General features: G+C 53.5%; 16 protein-coding genes. 12 read left to right on the top strand and 4 right to left on the bottom strand.

Translation table 11 applies throughout. The features are described 5' to 3' along the window. Positions 1 to 95 precede the first annotated feature (95 nt). Together RAC60_RS03855 and RAC60_RS03850 are read left to right on the top strand one after the other, a co-directional pair. Positions 96 to 1,253, top strand: a complete 1,158-nt coding sequence (locus tag RAC60_RS03855) for a CdaR family transcriptional regulator (RefSeq protein WP_058702035.1) — start codon at positions 96 to 98, stop codon at positions 1,251 to 1,253. 31 nt (positions 1,254 to 1,284) lie between these two features. Then, a complete protein-coding gene (locus RAC60_RS03850; protein WP_324029017.1) occupies positions 1,285 to 2,502 on the top strand; it encodes an alginate lyase family protein in 1,218 nt (405 codons plus the stop codon). A gap of 73 nt (positions 2,503 to 2,575) precedes the next feature. Here the strand turns inward: RAC60_RS03850 and RAC60_RS03845 are convergent, their stop codons facing one another. The 4 genes from RAC60_RS03845 to map all read right to left on the bottom strand — a co-directional run bounded on the left by RAC60_RS03845 (position 2,576) and on the right by map (position 7,599). Next, a complete protein-coding gene (locus tag RAC60_RS03845; protein ID WP_006117754.1) occupies positions 2,576 to 2,968 on the bottom strand; it encodes a DUF3461 family protein in 393 nt (130 codons plus the stop codon). A gap of 217 nt (positions 2,969 to 3,185) precedes the next feature. Further along, complete coding sequence (gene dapD / locus RAC60_RS03840; protein WP_375092710.1) at positions 3,186 to 4,010, bottom strand: 2,3,4,5-tetrahydropyridine-2,6-dicarboxylate N-succinyltransferase; 825 nt, start codon at positions 4,008 to 4,010, stop codon at positions 3,186 to 3,188. Between the two features lie 80 nt (positions 4,011 to 4,090). Further along, positions 4,091 to 6,739 carry a bifunctional uridylyltransferase/uridylyl-removing protein GlnD gene (gene glnD, locus RAC60_RS03835; protein WP_162286037.1) on the bottom strand — a complete coding sequence of 883 codons (2,649 nt, stop codon included), beginning with the start codon at positions 6,737 to 6,739 and terminating at the stop codon, positions 4,091 to 4,093. A gap of 65 nt (positions 6,740 to 6,804) precedes the next feature. Continuing rightward, the gene (gene map, locus RAC60_RS03830) at positions 6,805 to 7,599 is read right to left on the bottom strand and encodes a type I methionyl aminopeptidase (RefSeq protein ID WP_033740309.1); all 795 of its coding nucleotides are present in this window, start codon (positions 7,597 to 7,599) and stop codon (positions 6,805 to 6,807) included. 316 nt (positions 7,600 to 7,915) lie between these two features. Here map and rpsB point away from each other — a divergent pair, with 316 nt between their 5' ends. From rpsB to RAC60_RS03780, 10 genes are all read left to right on the top strand, one after another. Beyond that, positions 7,916 to 8,641 (top strand): 30S ribosomal protein S2, encoded by a 726-nt coding sequence (gene rpsB, locus RAC60_RS03825; protein ID WP_006117758.1) that lies wholly within the window; start codon positions 7,916 to 7,918, stop codon positions 8,639 to 8,641. A 183-nt stretch (positions 8,642 to 8,824) separates the two neighbouring features. Next, the gene (gene tsf / locus RAC60_RS03820) at positions 8,825 to 9,676 is read left to right on the top strand and encodes a translation elongation factor Ts (protein ID WP_006117759.1); all 852 of its coding nucleotides are present in this window, start codon (positions 8,825 to 8,827) and stop codon (positions 9,674 to 9,676) included. Between the two features lie 154 nt (positions 9,677 to 9,830). Further along, positions 9,831 to 10,556, top strand: coding sequence for a UMP kinase (gene pyrH, locus RAC60_RS03815; RefSeq protein WP_006117760.1), 726 nt, complete (start codon positions 9,831 to 9,833; stop codon positions 10,554 to 10,556). A gap of 143 nt (positions 10,557 to 10,699) precedes the next feature. Further along, entirely contained in the window at positions 10,700 to 11,257 is a 558-nt protein-coding gene (frr, locus tag RAC60_RS03810; protein ID WP_006117761.1) for a ribosome recycling factor, read from the top strand. Between the two features lie 110 nt (positions 11,258 to 11,367). Continuing rightward, entirely contained in the window at positions 11,368 to 12,564 is a 1,197-nt protein-coding gene (gene ispC / locus RAC60_RS03805; protein ID WP_375092706.1) for a 1-deoxy-D-xylulose-5-phosphate reductoisomerase, read from the top strand. Between the two features lie 177 nt (positions 12,565 to 12,741). Beyond that, a complete protein-coding gene (gene ispU, locus RAC60_RS03800; RefSeq protein ID WP_006117763.1) occupies positions 12,742 to 13,494 on the top strand; it encodes a (2E,6E)-farnesyl-diphosphate-specific ditrans,polycis-undecaprenyl-diphosphate synthase in 753 nt (250 codons plus the stop codon). Between the two features lie 18 nt (positions 13,495 to 13,512). Next, positions 13,513 to 14,370, top strand: a complete 858-nt coding sequence (gene cdsA / locus RAC60_RS03795) for a phosphatidate cytidylyltransferase (RefSeq protein WP_054634468.1) — start codon at positions 13,513 to 13,515, stop codon at positions 14,368 to 14,370. A gap of 12 nt (positions 14,371 to 14,382) precedes the next feature. Continuing rightward, positions 14,383 to 15,732, top strand: coding sequence for a sigma E protease regulator RseP (gene rseP, locus RAC60_RS03790; RefSeq protein WP_375092704.1), 1,350 nt, complete (start codon positions 14,383 to 14,385; stop codon positions 15,730 to 15,732). Between the two features lie 51 nt (positions 15,733 to 15,783). Then, complete coding sequence (bamA, locus tag RAC60_RS03785) at positions 15,784 to 18,195, top strand: outer membrane protein assembly factor BamA (protein WP_033740313.1); 2,412 nt, start codon at positions 15,784 to 15,786, stop codon at positions 18,193 to 18,195. 51 nt (positions 18,196 to 18,246) lie between these two features. Beyond that, positions 18,247 to 18,792, top strand: coding sequence for an OmpH family outer membrane protein (locus RAC60_RS03780; protein ID WP_191091151.1), 546 nt, complete (start codon positions 18,247 to 18,249; stop codon positions 18,790 to 18,792). Positions 18,793 to 18,794: the final 2 nt, after the last annotated feature.

Genomic DNA, 18,794 nt, shown 5'->3' with positions numbered 1-18,794 from the left:
GTTAATGCCTGCCGGGCCTTGTGCAGATGCACAATGTTCTCCCGGTATCGCGCGTCTATGCTGTTTTCCCCCTTTTTATGACTCAGGAGTACAGGATGGCAACCTGTCATCTCGACGCACGACTGGCGCAGGAAATTGTCGCGCGCACTATGAAAATCATTGATGGCAATGTCAACGTTATGGATGCAAGAGGACGGATTATTGGAAGCGGTGACCGGGAGCGCATCGGCGAATTACATGAGGGTGCATTGTTAGTGCTGTCTCAGGGACGTATTGTGGATATTGACGATGCGGTGGCCCGGCATCTGCATGGAGTCAGGCCGGGAATTAATCTGCCGTTGCGTATCGACGGGATGATTGTTGGAGTGATTGGTCTGACGGGCGAGCCGGGTGCGCTGCGTCACTATGGTGAATTAGTCTGTATGGCCGCAGAGATGATGCTGGAGCAGGCGCGGCTGTTGCACATGCTGGCGCAGGACAGCCGTCTGCGGGAAGAGTTGGTGCTCAATCTCATTCGCAGTGACGCGATCTCCCCGCAACTCACCGAATGGGCGCAGCGCCTCGGCATCGATCTTAATCAGCCCCGAATCGTGGCGGTGATCGAAGTGGACAGTGGGCAGCTTGGCGTTGACAGCGCGATGTCAGAATTACAGCAGTTGCAGACGTTATTGACGACACCGGCGCGGGATAACCTGATTGCCATCGTCTCACTAACCGAAATGGTCGTGCTGAAACCGGCATTAAATGCACACGGACGTTATGATCAACACGATCACCGCAGGCGGATCGAACAGCTCATGCAGCGCATGAAGGAAAGTGGTCATCTGCGCATGCGTATCGCGCTGGGCAATTTCTTTACGGGCATGGGCAGCATTGCACGTTCATATCGTACTGCGCGAACAACGATGGCGGTGGGAAAGCAGCGTATGCCCGAGGTTCGCAGCTATTTTTATCAGGATTTGATGCTGCCGGTCCTGCTCGACAGCTTACGGGGTGGCTGGCAGTCAAATGAACTGGCGCGTCCGCTGGAAAAGCTAAAAAGCATGGACAGCAACGGTTTGCTGCGACGCACGCTGAGTGCCTGGTTCAGCAACAACGTGCAGCCCGGCGCGACGTCGCGTGCGCTTTTTATTCATCGAAATACCCTGGAATACCGTTTAAATCGTATTGCTGAATTGACGGGACTCAACCTGGGCAAGGTCGACGATCGCCTGCTGTTGTACATCGCGATCCAACTGGATGAGCAGGGCTGACAGGGCCCGAAAAAACGAAGAGGACAGACTGATGCGCGCACTGAGTTGGGGATGTGGCTTACTGATACTTGCGTTCACCTGCCAGGCGGCGGCGGCGGACACACTGATTTTTCTCTCGACAAAGACTTTGCTCACTACACGGCAGACCATCCAGAATCAGCAGGCAAGCCCACGTACGCAGCAAGCCTGGCAACAGCTGAAACAGCAGGCGGATAAGGCGCTTAAGCAGCCCGATCCCAGCGTCATGGACAAAGGTCTGGTGCCCCCCAGCGGCTCGCGACACGATTATCTCAGCCTGAGCGCGTACTGGTGGCCGGACGCCCGGCAGAAAACGGGGCTTCCGTGGAGCCGTCGGGATGGCGAGGTGAATCCCGACACAAAAAACAACCAAACAGACGGGCTGCGTTTTGCGCGTTTTAGTGCCGATGTGCAGGCACTGACGCTGGCCTGGTTCTTTTCGGGCGATGTACGCTATGCCAGTAAAGCCCAATCGATGATCCGTCACTGGTTTATCGATCCTGCCAGCCGCATGAACCCCAACCTTAACTTTGCGCAAGGCGTGCCGGGCATCAGCACGGGTCGGCATGATGGCGTACTGGATGGGCGTTATTTTGCCACCCGCATTGTTGATGCGTTGATATTGCTGCGTCAGTCACCTGGCTGGCGTGCAGGCGACGAGGCCGCGCTACAGCGCTGGTTCCACGACTACCTTACCTGGCTGCAAACCAGTAAGCTGGCGCGCCAGGAGCGGCATGCGGCCAACAATCACGGTAGCTGGTATTGTGTTCAGGTGGCCGGGATTGCCGCTTACCTGCATAACGACGCCGTTATGAGGGACATGATGGCGCTGGCTAAAACGAAGATCGGTGGGCAGATAGCGCGTGATGGCACGCAGCCGCTTGAACTGGCCCGCACCCGCTCTTTTCACTACAGTTTTTTTAATTTACAGGCGCTGACTGCGATAGCGGCCTTGTCGTCTCAGCGCGGTGAGGACGATCTCTGGCACTACTCTGACAAACAGGGCGGCTCGCTGCTGGCTGCGTTGGATTATATGGCACCGTTTAGTGATTCTGCGCGCCGCTGGCCGTGGAAGACGCGCGACCGTAACAGCGGGCGCGTCATTCCCCTGCTTATGCTGGCGGATAATGCGCTGGGTTCTGCACGCTATCAATCCTGGATTGACCGGTTTGACTGGCGTGAGGCGACTGAAGATGTCTTGCGTGAAGGGGCGTTGCTGCGGCAGGAGTAGCAGGGCATAAAAAAGGCCCGCCGCACAAAGTGACGCTCACTCAGGACGGCAGGCCGTAGTACGTTTGAAGGGATTAACGGCCGCTGCGGGTCAGTTTTTCCAGATCGGATTCAATTTCCGCGATCTTGTGTGACACCACGCCTTCCAGATGACGCAGATCGTCCAGAATTTTACGTTTCAGATCGACTTCAACCTGATCGCGCTGGCAAATTTGATCCAACTCATCGATGACATAGCGCAGGTTAGGGCTGATTTCCTGCACTTCACGGTAGCCCTGCGACGCATTATCGGCGACGACCGTTTTACGCTGACGAGGGTATTTAAATTTCACGCTTTTAGCGAAAAATTCGCCTTTATCTTTGCGGAAATAAATTTTCAAAATATCGTTATTCGCTTCCTGACGCAGGCTGTAGCGATCGATATCGTCGGGGTTACTAATGCCTAAGCTCTTAATATTGTCATACATAACGTTTTTTCCACCAAATGATAAGCGCGCAGAATTGTTCATGACTTAATGACTGTAGACATAAATAACATGAATCAGTGCGCAACAGGATTTAACTGGCGCGAATTATGACCTGGATGAAAAGTAAACGCACCCGTTGGTTCGCGTTGAAAAACAACATTACCCGTAACAGCTGTAAACAAAAGATGACGGGCTGTCAGGCAGCCCGTCCACAAGCTTAGTCGATCGTGCGCAGCAATTCATTAATGCCGGTTTTGGCCAGTGTTTTGGCATCCACTTTTTTCACGATAACCGCGCAATACAGGCTGTAGCTGCCATCTTTTGACGGCAGATTACCCGAGACGACGACCGATCCGGCAGGTACGCGTCCGTAATGAATTTCACCGGTTTCGCGGTCATAAATTTTGGTGCTTTGACCAATATAAACGCCCATTGAAATAACGGAACCTTCTTCAACAATCACGCCTTCAACAATTTCAGAACGTGCGCCGATGAAGCAGTTATCTTCAATAATGGTCGGATTAGCCTGCAGTGGCTCAAGCACCCCACCGATGCCTACGCCACCAGATAAGTGGACATTTTTACCAATTTGCGCACAGGAGCCCACGGTGGCCCAGGTGTCCACCATCGTTCCTTCGTCAACAAAGGCACCGATGTTCACATAGGAAGGCATCAGCACGGTATTACGTGCAATAAAGGCACCTTTACGCACGGCGGCAGGCGGTACGGCGCGGAAACCGGCGGCCTTAAAGCGCGCATCGTCCCAGTCAGCGAATTTCATTGGCACTTTGTCGTAAAAGCGTGTTTCTGCGCCTTCCATGACCTGATTGTCATTGATGCGGAAAGAGAGCAGAACGGCTTTTTTCAGCCACTGATGCGTTACCCATTCACCGTCGATTTTTTCAGAAACGCGCAGCTCACCGCTGTCCAGTTTGGCGATAACCTGATTAATCGCGTCGCGGGTTTCAGTATCCACACTGGTCGGGGTGATATCAGCGCGACGTTCGAAGGCAGATTCAATAACACTCTGTAACTGTTGCATATTTTTTCCTGATCTGTCATTTGTGGTGCCGGTCAGCGACCAGCACAGGTAAAAAGTGAAAGTTCACAAATTGAAGCGGGTCACACTTTATCGTTTGGATTAAGGGCCTCTGTCAACCGTTGTTGCAGGGTCTGGCGCATTTCCTCATCCAGTGCCCGGCGTTCGCTATTGGCCAGAATAAACAAATCTTCGACACGTTCTCCAATGGTACTGATGCGCGCGCCATGCAGTGATACGCCGAGATCGGCAAACACCTCGCCGACGCGCGCCAGCAAGCCCGGCTGATCGAGCGCCACCAGTTCCAGATAACTCCGGCGATCGGTATGCGTCGGCAGAAAGTTTACTTCGGTATCCACGCTGAAATGGCGGAGTCGGGCAGCCTGACGGCGGGTACGTGGCGGCACCCAGTCTGACTGCGTAATCGCCTGTTCCAGCGCCTGAATGATCAGCGCATGACGATCGGGAGCCAGCGGGCTGCCATCCGGCTCCAGCACGATAAACGTATCCATCGCCATACCATCGCGGCTGGTAAAAATCTGCGCATCATGCACGCTGAGATTGCGGCGATCCAGCTCACCGGCCACGGCGGCAAACAGGTGGGGCCGGTCCGGGCTCCAGATAAAAATTTCTGTACCGCCTCGTGTAGCCTGTGGGCTTACCAGCACCAATGGTTTACGCAGATCGTGTTCCAGTAAATGGCGCGCATGCCAGGCGATCTGATTCGGCGTGTGACGCAGGAAATAGTCGGCACGGCACCGGTTCCAGATGTGGTGCAGGCGGGCTTCATCGATGTTGTCCATGCGCAACAGTGCCAGCGCCTGTAAACGGTGATGACGGACACGCTCACGGAGATCCGGGCTGTTCTCCATGCCGCGGCGCAGCTGTTTTTCAGTGGCAAAGAACAGTTCTCGCAGCAGGCTTTGCTTCCAGCTGTTCCACAAGCTTTCATTAGTGGCGCAGATGTCGGCAACGGTCAGGCAAACCAGATAACGCAGCCGGTTCTCGTTCTGCATGACTTCGGCGAACTGTTGAATGACCGTAGGATCCTGAATGTCGCGGCGCTGCGCGGTAACTGACATCAGCAGATGATGACGAACCAGCCAGGCCACTAACTGGGTTTCACGTGAGTTAAGACCGTGCATCTCCGCAAACGCCAGCGCGTCCTGCGCACCCAGCACGGAGTGATCGCCGTTACGCCCTTTCGCGATGTCGTGTAACAGCGCAGCCATTAACAGTAATTCCTGTTGTGGCAGGCGAGGCCAGAGTTCAACGCACAACGGATGTTGCGGGCGCGTTGCTTCATTGGCAAAGCTCTCCAGTTTCTGCAACACCCGGATAGTGTGCTCATCGACGGTATAAGCATGAAATAAATCAAACTGCATCTGCCCGACAATGTGGCCCCAGAGCGGCGTATAAGCCCAGAGCACGCTGTGGCGATGCATCGGGACCAGCGCGCGACTGACCGCACCGGGATGACGCAGAATCGACATAAACAGGCGACGCGCTTCAGGCAACTGGCATAAGGGTTGCTCAAGATGACGTCGTGTATGACGCAGGCGGCGCAGTGTAGTGGAGTAGATCCCTTTGATGTTTTCATTGCGTACCATGACATAGAACATACGCAAGATCGCCTGGGGTTCCCGATCAAACAGGGTTTCATCACGCAGATCGATCAGGTTACCGCGCAGCTGGAAATCGTCATCAATGGCATAGGGTTTTTCATTGGTGGAGAGCGCCAGAATGGCCTCATCGAACAGTTGCAACAGCATCTGGTTAAGCTCACCGATGCGCCGCGTGACGCGGTAAAAATCTTTCATCATGCGTTCGACCGGTTCGTTGCCTTCTCCCTCATAATTCAGGCGCCGGGCAACGCTGAGCTGGCGGTCAAACAGCAGGCGGTTATCGTACCGTGGCAGAGACAGGTGCAGGGCAAAGCGAATGCGCCAGAGAAACGCCTGGCACTCATTCAGCTCGCTGCGCTCTGCGTCCGTCAGGAAACCAAAGCCTGACATCTCATCCAGCGTGGTCGCGCCAAAGTGGCGACGGGCAACCCATTGTAAGGTATGAATGTCACGTAACCCGCCGGGGCTGCTTTTGATATCCGGTTCCAGGTTATAGCTGGTACCGTGATAACGTGTATGGCGTTCCTGCTGCTCGTCGATTTTGGCGGCAAAAAAGCGGGATGATGGCCAGAAGCCATCGCTGAAGACATTTTTTTGTAATTCCAGAAACAGCGCGACATCGCCGGTCAGCATTCGGGCTTCAATCAGATTGGTTGCCACGGTCAGATCGGACAGCCCTTCCAGCAGGCACTCTTCGAGGCTACGTACACTGTGGCCGACCTCCAGCTTGAGATCCCACATCAGCGTCAGTAGCGCGCTGGCGCTCTGCGCCGCCTGCTCATCCAGCGGCTGACGGCTGAGAATTAAGATATCGATATCGGAAAGGGGATGCAGTTCACCGCGACCGTAACCGCCGACGGCGACAAGCGTGATGGCTTTCATGCTGTCGAAGCCAAAAAAACGCCACAAACGGCGCAGCAGGCGATCGATAAACAGCGTTCGGGTGTGAATCAGATCTTCGACAGGCTCACCGGCATCAAACGCCGCCGCCAGGTGCTGCTGGAAGCCCTCCAGACGTTGCTTTAAGACGTCGCGTGTCAGCGTATCGTCTTGCCACTCGCCAGGGGAATCATTCAGGCCGTTTTTCACTTCTTGCGACAGGCTCATGCAACGCTCTCATCATTAACCATAAAAAAACCGGCAGAGCGCCGGCTTTTTTATTCGTGGTGGAATTACTCCTGGTTAACTAACACCGCAGGCAGGGTGTCGTCTTTTCGCAGGGTTAAAATCTCACAGCCGTTATCCGTCACCACAATAGTATGCTCGTACTGCGCCGACAAGCTGCGATCTTTGGTTTTCACCGTCCAGCCGTCTTTCATGGTACGAATGCGGTAATCACCGGCGTTCACCATCGGTTCAACGGTAAAGGTCATTCCTGCCTGCAGGACCACTCCGCCGTCATCCGCGTCGTAATGCAGCACCTGAGGCTCTTCATGGAAACCTTTGCCAATGCCGTGACCGCAGTATTCCCGCACGACAGAGAAGTCATTCGCTTCGACGTATTTTTGAATCGCGCGGCCCAGCTCGCGCAGCCGAATGCCCGGCTTAACTAAACGCAGTGACAGATAAAGGCTTTCCTGCGTCACGCGGCACAGACGTTCGCCCTGAATGGTGGGTTTACCCACGATAAACATTTTGGACGTATCGCCATGGTAATCGTCTTTAATCACGGTCACGTCAATGTTAACGATATCCCCGTCTTTTAACGGGCGATCGTCACTGGGAATGCCATGGCAAACCACTTCATTCACTGAGATACAGACAGATTTAGGGAAACCGTGGTAACCCAGGCAGGCAGACACCGCCTGCTGCTTCTCGGTAATGTGCGCATGACAAAGGCGATCCAGTTCGCCCGTCGTCACGCCAGGCTGCACGTGCGGTTCGATCATTTCAAGCACTTCCGCAGCCAGCCGACCTGCGACGCGCATTTTTTCGATTTCTTCGGGAGTTTTTATTGAGATTGCCATTAAATTATTCCGCTGTTGCTGAAATTTTCAGCAATAATGAACGCTGTGCTGTCATGTTAACAGCAAGCCAAAAGGGCTGCCAAACGGAGAACGCATCGCGCGCCATAAGCGAACAATTATTGGCGTCCAGAGCCTGGTTGTGGTATAAAGCGCGCCGACGATTCTCTGTGGGCTGCAAGGTCAACGGGAACCGCAATAATCTCACTATGTGTACTAAAACACACATGTATCGACACATACGCCGGGGTGCCTTGAAAGAGGTCGGTTGTATGGGATACATGGAGGCCCAACCCCAATTAAACTAGAGGTAGTAATCATGGCAACTGTTTCCATGCGCGATATGCTCAAGGCTGGTGTTCACTTCGGTCACCAGACCCGTTACTGGTGCCCAAAAATGAAGCCATTCATTTTCGGTGCGCGTAACAAAGTTCACATCATCAACCTTGAGAAAACCGTACCAATGTTCAACGAAGCTCTGGCTGAGTTGACCAAAATCTCTTCCCGTAAAGGTAAGATTCTGTTCGTTGGTACCAAGCGCGCTGCTGCCGAAGCGGTAAAAGAGTCTGCACTGAGCTGCGACCAGTTCTTCGTAAACCACCGCTGGTTGGGTGGTATGCTGACTAACTGGAAAACCGTTCGTCAGTCTATCAAACGTCTGAAAGAGCTTGAGACCCAGTCTCAGGACGGCACTTTCGACAAACTGACCAAGAAAGAAGCGCTGATGCGCGCTCGTGAGCTGGCCAAGCTGGAAAACAGCCTGGGCGGTATCAAAGACATGGGCGGTTTGCCGGATGCACTGTTTGTTGTCGATGCTGACCACGAACACATCGCAATCAAAGAAGCAAACAACCTGGGCATCCCAGTATTTGCTATCGTTGATACTAACTCTGATCCGGATGGCGTTGATTACGTTATCCCAGGTAACGACGATGCGATCCGTGCTATCAACCTGTACCTGACTGCCGTTGCGACTACCGTTCGCGAAGGCCGTTCTCAGGATCTGGCTGAGCAGGCTGAAGAAGCGTCTTTAGAAAACGCTTAATTAAGGTTTGCTCTGTAGAAGAGCCCTTAGCATTCAGATGTGATCTGTAAGGGGCCAAACATGGCCCCTTTATTTTATCCAAGTCTGTAACGCCCCTGTTCAGGCTGGCGGGACAGAGTAAATTTTCCGCAAATAAGTACCTGTTGATGCACCCGTGCTCAGGTACGAACCGAGGATTCTGGAATGGCTGAAATTACCGCTGCACTGGTAAAAGAACTGCGTGAGCGTACTGGCGCAGGCATGATGGACTGCAAAAAAGCGCTGACTGAAGCGAGCGGCGACATCGAGCTGGCGATTGAAAACATGCGTAAGTCTGGCGCAATCAAAGCAGCGAAAAAAGCAGGTAACGTTGCTGCTGACGGCGTGATCAAAACCAAAATCGTTGGTAACTACGGTGTGATTCTGGAAGTAAACTGCCAGACTGACTTCGTTGCAAAAGATGGTGGCTTCCAGGCATTTGCTGACAAAGTGCTGGACGCGGCTGCGGCTAACCGCATCACCGACGTTGAAGCGCTGAAAGCACAGTTTGAAGAAGAGCGCGTTGCACTGGTTGCCAAAATCGGTGAAAACATCAACATTCGTCGCGTTGCAGTGCTGGAAGGCGAAGAGCTGGGCAGCTACCTGCACGGCGCACGTATCGGCGTTCTGGTTTCAGCGAAAGGCGCTAACGAAGATCTGATCAAACAGATCGCGATGCACGTTGCGGCAAGCAAGCCTGAGTTTGTTAAGCCAGAAGACGTTTCTGCCGAAGTGGTTGAGAAAGAGTACCAGGTTCAGCTGGATATCGCGATGCAGTCTGGCAAGCCAAAAGAAATCGCAGAGAAAATGGTTGAAGGCCGCATGAAGAAATTCACCGGTGAAGTTTCTCTGACCGGTCAGGCATTCGTTATCGATCCAGCCAAAACCGTTGGCCAGGCGCTGAAAGAGCAGGGCGCTGACGTGATCAACTTCATCCGCTTCGAAGTGGGCGAAGGCATCGAGAAAGTTGAGACTGATTTTGCTGCTGAAGTTGCAGCGATGTCCAAACAGTCTTAATGATCTGAAAGAACCGCCAGATGGCGGTTCTTTTTTGTCTGCCACAGGCAAAAGATACGTTTTCAGTTTCATCCCAATAGCAATTCTTTTGCTGTAAGCGGATGATTGATCGGAATTACTTCTCACTCATCATATCTTCCAGGAAGAACTGACCATGGCGACCAACGCAAAACCTGTTTATCAACGTATCCTGCTAAAACTCAGCGGTGAAGCACTGCAAGGTGCAGAAGGTTTTGGTATCGACGCGAGTGTGCTTGACCGCATGGCTCAGGAAGTTAAAGAGCTGGTCGAACTGGGTATCCAGGTGGGCGTTGTGATTGGCGGGGGCAACCTGTTCCGTGGAGCGGGTCTGGCACAGGCGGGCATGAACCGCGTTGTCGGCGACCACATGGGGATGCTGGCCACCGTAATGAATGGCCTGGCAATGCGTGATGCGCTGCATCGTGCCTATGTTAACGCCCGTCTGATGTCGGCCATTCCCCTGAACGGCGTGTGCGACAACTACAGCTGGGCAGAAGCCATCAGCCTGTTACGCAATAACCGCGTTGTCATCTTCTCCGCAGGTACCGGTAACCCCTTCTTTACGACGGATTCTGCCGCCTGTCTGCGCGGTATCGAAATCGAAGCCGATGTGGTGTTGAAAGCCACCAAAGTTGACGGCGTTTATTCTGCGGACCCCGTGAAGCACCCCGATGCAACACTGTACGAAAAACTGACCTATGCGGAAGTGCTGGATCAAGAGCTAAAAGTGATGGATCTCGCCGCGTTTACGCTGGCGCGCGATCACAAACTGCCTATCCGCGTTTTCAACATGAACAAGCCTGGCGCATTGCGTCGCGTAGTGATGGGTGAAAAAGAAGGCACCCTGATTACGCATTAATACCCGAGGCGAGATAAAATAGGGTATATTCTGTCAGTGCGGCGCGGTATTGCCGCACGCCATTCAGGATTATCGATGCTTATCGATCCCGCTTCCGGTAATGCCGGAACTGGCCAGGTCAAACCGAATCCAAGGGTTTTAACGTGATTAACGACATTAAAAAAGATGCTGATACGCGCATGGATAAATGCGTGGAAGCATTCAAAACCACTATCAGCAAGGTGCGCACAGGTCGTGCTTCACCTTCACTGCTCGACGGCATCATCGTTGAATATTACGGCACGCCGACGCCACTGCGTCAGCTGGCTTCCGTCACTGTTGAAGATTCCCGCACGCTGAAAATCAACGTGTTTGATCGCTCTCTCGGCCCGGCCGTTGAAAAAGCGATTATGGCGTCTGATCTTGGGCTGAATCCCAGCTCTGCCGGTTCGGACATTCGTGTTCCGCTGCCTGCACTGACCGAAGAACGTCGTAAAGACCTGATTAAAATCGTGCGCGGCGAAGCCGAGCAGGGCCGTGTGTCGGTACGTAACGTCCGTCGCGATGCCAACGATAAGATCAAAGCGCTGCTGAAAGATAAAGAGATCAGCGAAGACGACGAACGTCGCGCGCAGGATGAAATCCAGAAAATGACCGATGCGCACATCAAGAAAGTCGATGCAGCATTGGCCGAAAAAGAAACGGAGCTGATGGATTTCTAATTCCATCTTCGCCGACGAAAACGCCGTACAGGGAGGCCTTCTGACTGAATGCCATCTCTGGCGGCGTTTTACGTTGTGCCCCACGCTTTTACCGATACAGGGACAGCATTATGAAGCGATTAACTCTGCTGGGTTCGACCGGATCAATCGGCACCAGCACGCTGGCCGTTGTTAAAGCCAATCCGGCGCTTTACCAGGTCACGGCGCTGGTGGCGGGCAAAAATGTAGCCCTGATGGCAGAACAGTGTGCACAGTTTCAACCGCGCTACGCCGCCATGGCAGATGAAGACGCTGCCGCCGCGCTACGTGAGCGACTGAGAGCATTGAAGATCAGGACTGAAGTGCTCTCCGGCGTTCAGGCAGCCTGTGAACTGGCCGCGCTGGATGAGGTTGACCAGGTGATGGCCGCAATTGTGGGTGCATCGGGGTTATTACCCACGCTGGCCGCCATTCGCGCCGGCAAAACGGTCTTGCTGGCGAACAAAGAATCGCTGGTCACCTGCGGCCGTTTATTTATGGAGGCGGTACGTCAACATAACGCGCAGTTGTTGCCGGTCGATAGCGAGCACAATGCCATTTTTCAGAGTTTGCCCGCTTCCATCCAGCATCAGTTAGGTTACGCTGACCTGCAGAATAACGGCATTGAGTCGATTATTCTTACGGGATCGGGTGGCCCTTTTCGTGACACAAATTTAGCGGATCTGAGCAATATGTCGCCAGATCAGGCTTGTGCACATCCGAACTGGACAATGGGGCGTAAAATCTCTGTTGATTCGGCCACCATGATGAATAAAGGTCTTGAATACATTGAAGCGCGCTGGCTGTTTAATGCCAGCGCAGCGCAGATGGAAGTGATTTTGCACCCACAATCGGTGATCCACTCCATGGTGCGGTATTGCGATGGCAGCGTGCTGGCCCAGTTAGGTTCGCCTGACATGCGGACACCAATCGCCCACAGTATGGCCTGGCCCGCACGTATTGAGGCTGGGGTCCCACCGCTGGACTTTACCCGCATGTCGGCACTGACCTTCTCGGCACCTGATTTTGGTCGTTACCCCTGTCTCAAACTCGCGATTGATGCCTGCGAAGCCGGACAGGCAGCGACCACCACGCTCAATGCGGCCAATGAGATTGCCGTGGCGGCTTTCCTGGATAAGCAGATTCGTTTTACGGATATTGCCGCGTTGAACAGCGCAGTGCTGTCGGCGCATCACTGTCAGGAGCCGGACTCCGTGGATGCGGTCATTGACATTGACCGAAGCGCACGCGCGGCGGCAACAGAAATGTTGTCCCATTTCACGTCGTAATAACGATTACGCTGAGGCTATTTGTTCGCTTCGGGTGAAAATGTTATAGTCGCTGGCTCGCGTTTAACGGTCTGTCACCGAATTCGGTGTGGCCCGGCAGGCAATGTCGGGATTTGTACCGGGCGCAATGTATTCAGAAACCACAGCATTTCTGATGAAAGGAATTGATTACGCGTTATGTCGTCTGAAAATCACAACAACACCGATGACCAACAGGGTACCGGTCCGCGCCACGTCGCTATCATCATGGATGGCAATGGCCGCTGGGCTAAAAACCAGGGAAAACTGCGTATTTCCGGCCATAAAGCGGGCGTGAAATCAGTACGCCGCGCCGTTAGCTTTGCTGTCAATAATAATCTGGAAGCGTTAACGCTTTACGCCTTTAGCAGCGAAAACTGGAGCCGTCCTGCGCAGGAAGTGACAGCCTTAATGGAACTGTTTGTCTGGGCGCTGGATAGCGAAGTGAAGAGCCTGCATAAACACAATGTCCGCTTACGCATTATTGGCGATATCAGTCGATTCAGCCCGCGTATTCAGGAACGTGTCCGTCGGGCCGAGGCGCTGACGGAAAATAACGATCGCCTGACGTTAAACATCGCCGCTAACTACGGCGGACGTTGGGATATCATCGAAGGTGTTAAAAAGTTGGCTGAACAGGTACAGGAAGGCTTGTTACGCCCTGATCAGATAACCGAAGAGAGTCTGACGTCGCAGCTGTGTATGAACCAGCTGGCGCCAGTGGATTTAGTGATAAGGACCGGGGGAGAGCATCGGATTAGCAACTTCCTGTTGTGGCAGATTGCCTATGCGGAATTCTATTTTACTGATGTGCTCTGGCCGGATTTTGATGAACACGTTTTTGAAGGTGCACTGAATGCATTCTCTCTGCGGGAGCGACGCTTTGGCGGCGCTGCACCAGGCGGCGCCTGAGCAATCTGGGGGTAACCTTTGCTGAAGTCTCGTCTGATCACCGCGCTGATCCTTATTCCGCTGGTGATCGCTGCATTGTTCTGGTTACCGCCTGTTGGCTTTGCAATTGTTACGATTATCATCTGTATGCTTGCCGCCTGGGAATGGGGGCAGCTGTCCGGTATGGCATCGCGTCAGCAACGTATCTGGCTGGCCGTGATCTGTGGCCTTGTGCTGACGCTTATGCTCCTTACCCTCCCCCCTTACGAACATAACGCCTATCTGCCGCAGGTTACAGGCTGGCTGTGGGCTTCGCTGGCCTGGTGGACGGGCGCGCTGCTGTTGGTTCTGTTTTATCCGGCCTCTGCGACACTCTGGCGTCATTCCCGGCTTCTCCGCCTGCTGTTCGGTGTCTTAACCATTATTCCTTTCTTCTGGGGCATGATGGCGCTCCGCCAGTATCACTACGAATCTGATCATTTTGCCGGTGCATGGTGGCTGTTGTTTGTCATGTTTCTGGTCTGGGGGGCCGATTCAGGTGCCTATATGTTCGGTAAGCTGTTTGGCAGGCATAAGCTGGCCCCCAAAGTGTCACCCGGTAAAACCTGGGAAGGATTTTTGGGCGGACTGGTCTCTTCCGCGCTTATTGCTGTGCTGTTTGCCAGCTTTGCGCCGCTGACCATCCCGACGGGCACGCTGGTCATGTGTGCGGTGATGTCGACGCTCGCATCAGTCCTGGGCGATCTCACGGAAAGCATGTTTAAACGTGAAGCCGGTATCAAAGACAGCGGTAACCTGATCCCGGGACATGGCGGCATCCTCGACCGCATTGACAGCCTGACAGCAGCCGTACCGGTCTTTGCCTGCCTGTTACTGTTGGTGTTTCAGACACTCTAAGGGCAAACGACGATGTTAAGCGTAATCTGGAGTTTTGCCGCATTCATCATTGCACTGGGCATATTAATTACGGTGCATGAATTTGGCCATTTTTGGGTGGCGCGGCGCTGCGGGGTCAGAGTCGAACGTTTTTCAATCGGTTTTGGTAAAGCGTTATGGCAACGCCGTGACCGACATGGGACCGAATTTGTTCTTGCCCTCATTCCACTTGGCGGTTACGTCAAAATGCTGGATGAGCGGGTCGAAAGCGCCCCTGCGGAACTCCGGCACCAGGCGTTTAACAATAAAGCCATCTGGCAGCGCGCCTCCATTATCGCTGCTGGTCCTGTCGCCAATTTCCTGTTCGCCATCTTTGCCTACTGGGTCGTCTTCATTCATGGCGTGCCGGGTGTGAAACCTGTGGTTGGTGAAATTCTGAACGGTTCGGTAGCGGCGGAAGCGCAAATTACACCCGGAACGGAACTTAAGGCCGTCGACGGTATCGAAACGCCTGACTGGGAAGCTGTGCGCATGGCGCTGGTCGGTAAAATCGGTGACAGCAGCACGACGCTGACAGTGGGTCGCTTTGGCGAACAAGGGACGCAGCAAAAGCACGTTGATTTGCGGAACTGGCAGTTTGAGCCTGATAAGCAGGATCCGGTGGTGGCGCTGGGGATACGTCCTCGCGGTCCACAGATCGAAACGACACTGGCTGAAGTGCAAAAGAATTCACCCGCCAGTGAAGCCGGTTTGCAAGCGGGCGACAGGATCGTTAAAGTCGATGGTCAGTTATTAACGCAATGGCAGCTTTTTGCGACTCAGGTTCGGGATAACCCCGGAAAAAGTATGGCCCTTGAGGTCGATCGCAACGGTGAAGCGGTGAAGTTGACCCTGACGCCGGAAGCGAAACCTGGAAATAAAGCGGAAGGGTTTGCGGGCGTCATTCCGCGAGTTGTTCCTCTGCCAGACGAGTACAAAACGGTAAGACAATATGGCGCGTTCCCGGCCATTGGTGAGGCCAGTGTAAAAACCTGGCAACTGATGAAGCTGACCGTCTCCATGTTGGGCAAGTTAATAACCGGTGATGTGAAGTTGAACAACCTGAGCGGCCCAATCTCGATTGCGCAAGGTGCAGGTTTGTCAGCCGAGTACGGAATGATTTACTACCTGATGTTCCTGGCGTTGATTAGCGTCAACTTAGGAATCATCAATCTGTTCCCGCTGCCGGTTTTAGATGGTGGGCACTTGCTCTTCCTGGCGATCGAAAAGATCAAAGGGGGACCGGTGTCCGATCGAGTTCAAGACTTTAGTTATCGCATCGGCTCAATACTGCTGGTGATGTTAATGGGGCTTGCACTTTTCAATGATTTCTCACGCCTGTAACCGCTGGAACGCGAGCTTGCGTGGGATGTGTTAGGAAAACGCATAATAACGATGGCGATGAAAAAGTTGCTCATAGCGTCGCTGCTGTTTAGCAGCGCCACCGTTTACGGTGCAGACGATTTCGTGGTGAAGGACATTCATTTCGAAGGGCTGCAGCGAGTCGCCGTCGGCGCGGCTCTGCTGAGCATGCCAGTTCGGGTTGGCGATACGGTGAATGACGATGACGTCAGAAATACCATTCGCTCCCTGTTCGCGACTGGCAACTTTGAGGATGTTCAGGTCCTGCGAGATGGTAATACGCTGATTGTTCAGGTTAAAGAACGTCCTACCATCGCCAGCATTACCTTCAGCGGTAACAAAGCGGTTAAGGACGATCAGCTCAAACAGAACCTTGAAGCCTCAGGTGTGCGCGTCGGCGAAGCGCTGGACCGCACCACAATCTCTTCAATCGAGAAGGGACTGGAAGACTTCTACTACAGCGTGGGTAAATATACCGCCAGCGTAAAAGCCGTTGTCACACCGCTGCCGCGTAACCGCGTCGATCTGAAACTGGTCTTTACCGAAGGTGTTTCTGCCAAAATTCAGCAGATCAACATTGTAGGTAATAAAGCCTTCAGCTCAGACGAACTCATTTCCCGTTTCCAGCTGCGTGACGAAGTGCCGTGGTGGAACGTGGTGGCTGACCGTAAATACCAGAAACAGAAACTGGCGGGTGACCTTGAAACCCTGCGCAGCTTCTATCTGGATCGCGGTTATGCCCGTTTCAATATTGATTCGACGCAGGTGAGCCTGACGCCGGATAAGAAAGGCATCTACATCACCGTTAACATCACCGAAGGCGATCAGTACAAGATTGCCGGCGTTATTGTTAACGGCAGCATGGCCGGCCATTCGGCGGAAATCGAACACCTGACCAAAATCCCGGCGGGCGAGCTGTATAACGGCGCAAAAGTCACGTCGATGGAAGATGATATCAAGAAGCTGTTAGGCCGCTACGGTTATGCCTATCCGCGCGTCGTGACGCAGCCTGAAATTAACGATGCCGATAAAACCGTTAAGTTGCATATCAACGTGGATGCGGGCAACCGCTACTACGTGCGTAAAGTGCGCTTTGAAGGTAACGACACCTCGAAAGATGCCGTACTGCGTCGCGAAATGCGCCAGATGGAAGGTGCCTGGCTGGGCAGCGATCTGGTCGATCAGGGTAAAGAGCGCCTGAATCGTACAGGTTACTTCGAAACCGTTGACGTGGATACGCAGCGTGTACCGGGCTCACCGGACCAGGTTGACGTGGTTTACAAAGTTAAAGAGCGTAACACCGGTACCTTTAACTTCGGCGTCGGCTACGGTACGGAAAGTGGCGTCAGCTTCCAGGTCGGCGTGACCCAGGATAACTGGCTGGGTACCGGGAATACCGTCGGTATCAGCGGAACCAAAAACGACTACCAGACCTATGCAGAGTTCTCCCTGACCGATCCTTACTTTACCGTTGATGGTGTGAGTCTGGGCGGCCGGGTGTTCTACAACAACTTTAAGGCCAGCGACGCCGATCTCTCCGGCTATACCAACAGAAGTTACGGTACAGACGGGACATTGGGCTTCCCAATCAATGAGAACAACTCGCTGCGCGTCGGTCTGGGTTATGTACACAACGACCTGTCGGATATGCGTCCTCAGGTTGCGATGTGGCGCTATCTGGACTCGGTTGGTAAGCCACAGCAGTTAAACCGCAATGGCGATTTCTCGGCTGACGACTTCACCTTTAACTATGGCTGGACGTATAACACGCTGGACCGCGGTTTCTTCGCGACTTCGGGTAACCGTACCAACCTGAACGGTAAGGTGACGATCCCGGGTTCCGATAATGAGTTCTACAAAGTCACCCTGGACAGCCAACAGTATGTGCCGATCAATAAAGATCACACCTGGGTTGTGCTGGGCCGTGGCCGTGTCGGCTATGGTGACGGGCTGGGCGGTAAAGAGATGCCGTTCTATGAGAACTTCTACGCCGGTGGTTCCAGTACCGTGCGTGGCTTCCAGTCCAACACCATCGGTCCGAAAGCGGCCTACCTGAATGATGGCTCGTCGTACTGTAACCTGAGCGATCCTAACGGTATCTGTAAATCGAGTGATGCGGTGGGCGGTAACGCGATGGCGATTGCCAGCCTTGAGCTGATTACGCCCACGCCGTTCCTGAGTGAGAAATATTCGAACTCGGTGCGTACATCGCTGTTTGTCGACGCCGGTACCGTCTGGGATACTAAATGGCAGAACACCGCTGAAACGCGCGCTGCCGGTATTCCTGACTACAGCGATCCAAACAACATTCGCGTCTCGACCGGTGTGTCTTTACAGTGGATGTCACCGCTGGGGCCGTTAGTGTTCTCCTACGCCCAGCCAGTTAAGAAAGTGGATGGAGATAAGTCAGAGCAGTTCCAGTTTAACATTGGTAAAACCTGGTAACGTTCTGTACAGGGATGTGAAAAAAATAGCTTGCAGCTGTGGAGTATTGTTATGCTCCGCACTGCAAACATACATGTTGAGGGTAAGGAGTTTATAGTGAAAAAGTTGTTATGTGCAGTTACTCTGGGTGTTGCATTGGCTGCTTCTGCTGGCGCACAGGCGGCCGATAAAGTCGCAACTGTTGATCTGAGCCAGGTTTTCCAGAAATCACCTCAGCGCGCTGCTATCTCCAAACAGCTTGAGAGTGAGTTCCAGGGCCGCGCCACTGAACTCCGTTCTCAGCACGACAAAATTCAGCAGGAAATGCAGGATCTGCAGCGCAATGCGCCGACCATGAAGGCGAGCGAGCGCAACAAGAAAGAGAAGCAGATCGAATCTGAGCGCAATGCCTTCCAGGCGAAAGCAGACGCGTTTGAGAAAGACAACCAGACTCGTCAGGTTCAGGAACGTAACAAGCTGCTGGAAAAAATCCAGACTGCCGTTCAGTCAGTTGCCAAAAGCGGCGGATATGACCTGGTCCTGAATTCTCAGGCTGTGCTTTATTCTGGTTCTGATGTGAAAGACATCACTGATGAAGTTGCGAAGCAGGTTAAATAATC

Origin of the sequence: Pantoea sp. BR_17 (assembly GCF_041955125.1) — a bacterium.
Lineage (GTDB): Bacteria > Pseudomonadota > Gammaproteobacteria > Enterobacterales > Enterobacteriaceae > Pantoea > Pantoea stewartii.
Note: the sequence above shows the minus strand (reverse complement) of the source record. Positions and strands in the feature narration are given on the sequence as shown.

Excerpts from the sequence above, each read along its gene's own strand:
- RAC60_RS03855 (WP_058702035.1), top strand. The coding sequence starts at position 96 with ATGGCAACCTGTCATCTCGACGCACGACTGGCGCAGGAAATTGTCGCG.
- RAC60_RS03850 (WP_324029017.1), top strand. The coding sequence starts at position 1,285 with ATGCGCGCACTGAGTTGGGGATGTGGCTTACTGATACTTGCGTTCACC.
- RAC60_RS03845 (WP_006117754.1), bottom strand. The coding sequence starts at position 2,968 with ATGTATGACAATATTAAGAGCTTAGGCATTAGTAACCCCGACGATATC.
- dapD (WP_375092710.1), bottom strand. The coding sequence starts at position 4,010 with ATGCAACAGTTACAGAGTGTTATTGAATCTGCCTTCGAACGTCGCGCT.
- glnD (WP_162286037.1), bottom strand. The coding sequence starts at position 6,739 with ATGAGCCTGTCGCAAGAAGTGAAAAACGGCCTGAATGATTCCCCTGGC.
- map (WP_033740309.1), bottom strand. The coding sequence starts at position 7,599 with ATGGCAATCTCAATAAAAACTCCCGAAGAAATCGAAAAAATGCGCGTC.
- rpsB (WP_006117758.1), top strand. The coding sequence starts at position 7,916 with ATGGCAACTGTTTCCATGCGCGATATGCTCAAGGCTGGTGTTCACTTC.
- tsf (WP_006117759.1), top strand. The coding sequence starts at position 8,825 with ATGGCTGAAATTACCGCTGCACTGGTAAAAGAACTGCGTGAGCGTACT.
- pyrH (WP_006117760.1), top strand. The coding sequence starts at position 9,831 with ATGGCGACCAACGCAAAACCTGTTTATCAACGTATCCTGCTAAAACTC.
- ispC (WP_375092706.1), top strand. The coding sequence starts at position 11,368 with ATGAAGCGATTAACTCTGCTGGGTTCGACCGGATCAATCGGCACCAGC.
- ispU (WP_006117763.1), top strand. The coding sequence starts at position 12,742 with ATGTCGTCTGAAAATCACAACAACACCGATGACCAACAGGGTACCGGT.
- rseP (WP_375092704.1), top strand. The coding sequence starts at position 14,383 with ATGTTAAGCGTAATCTGGAGTTTTGCCGCATTCATCATTGCACTGGGC.
- bamA (WP_033740313.1), top strand. The coding sequence starts at position 15,784 with ATGGCGATGAAAAAGTTGCTCATAGCGTCGCTGCTGTTTAGCAGCGCC.
- RAC60_RS03780 (WP_191091151.1), top strand. The coding sequence starts at position 18,247 with ATGCTCCGCACTGCAAACATACATGTTGAGGGTAAGGAGTTTATAGTG.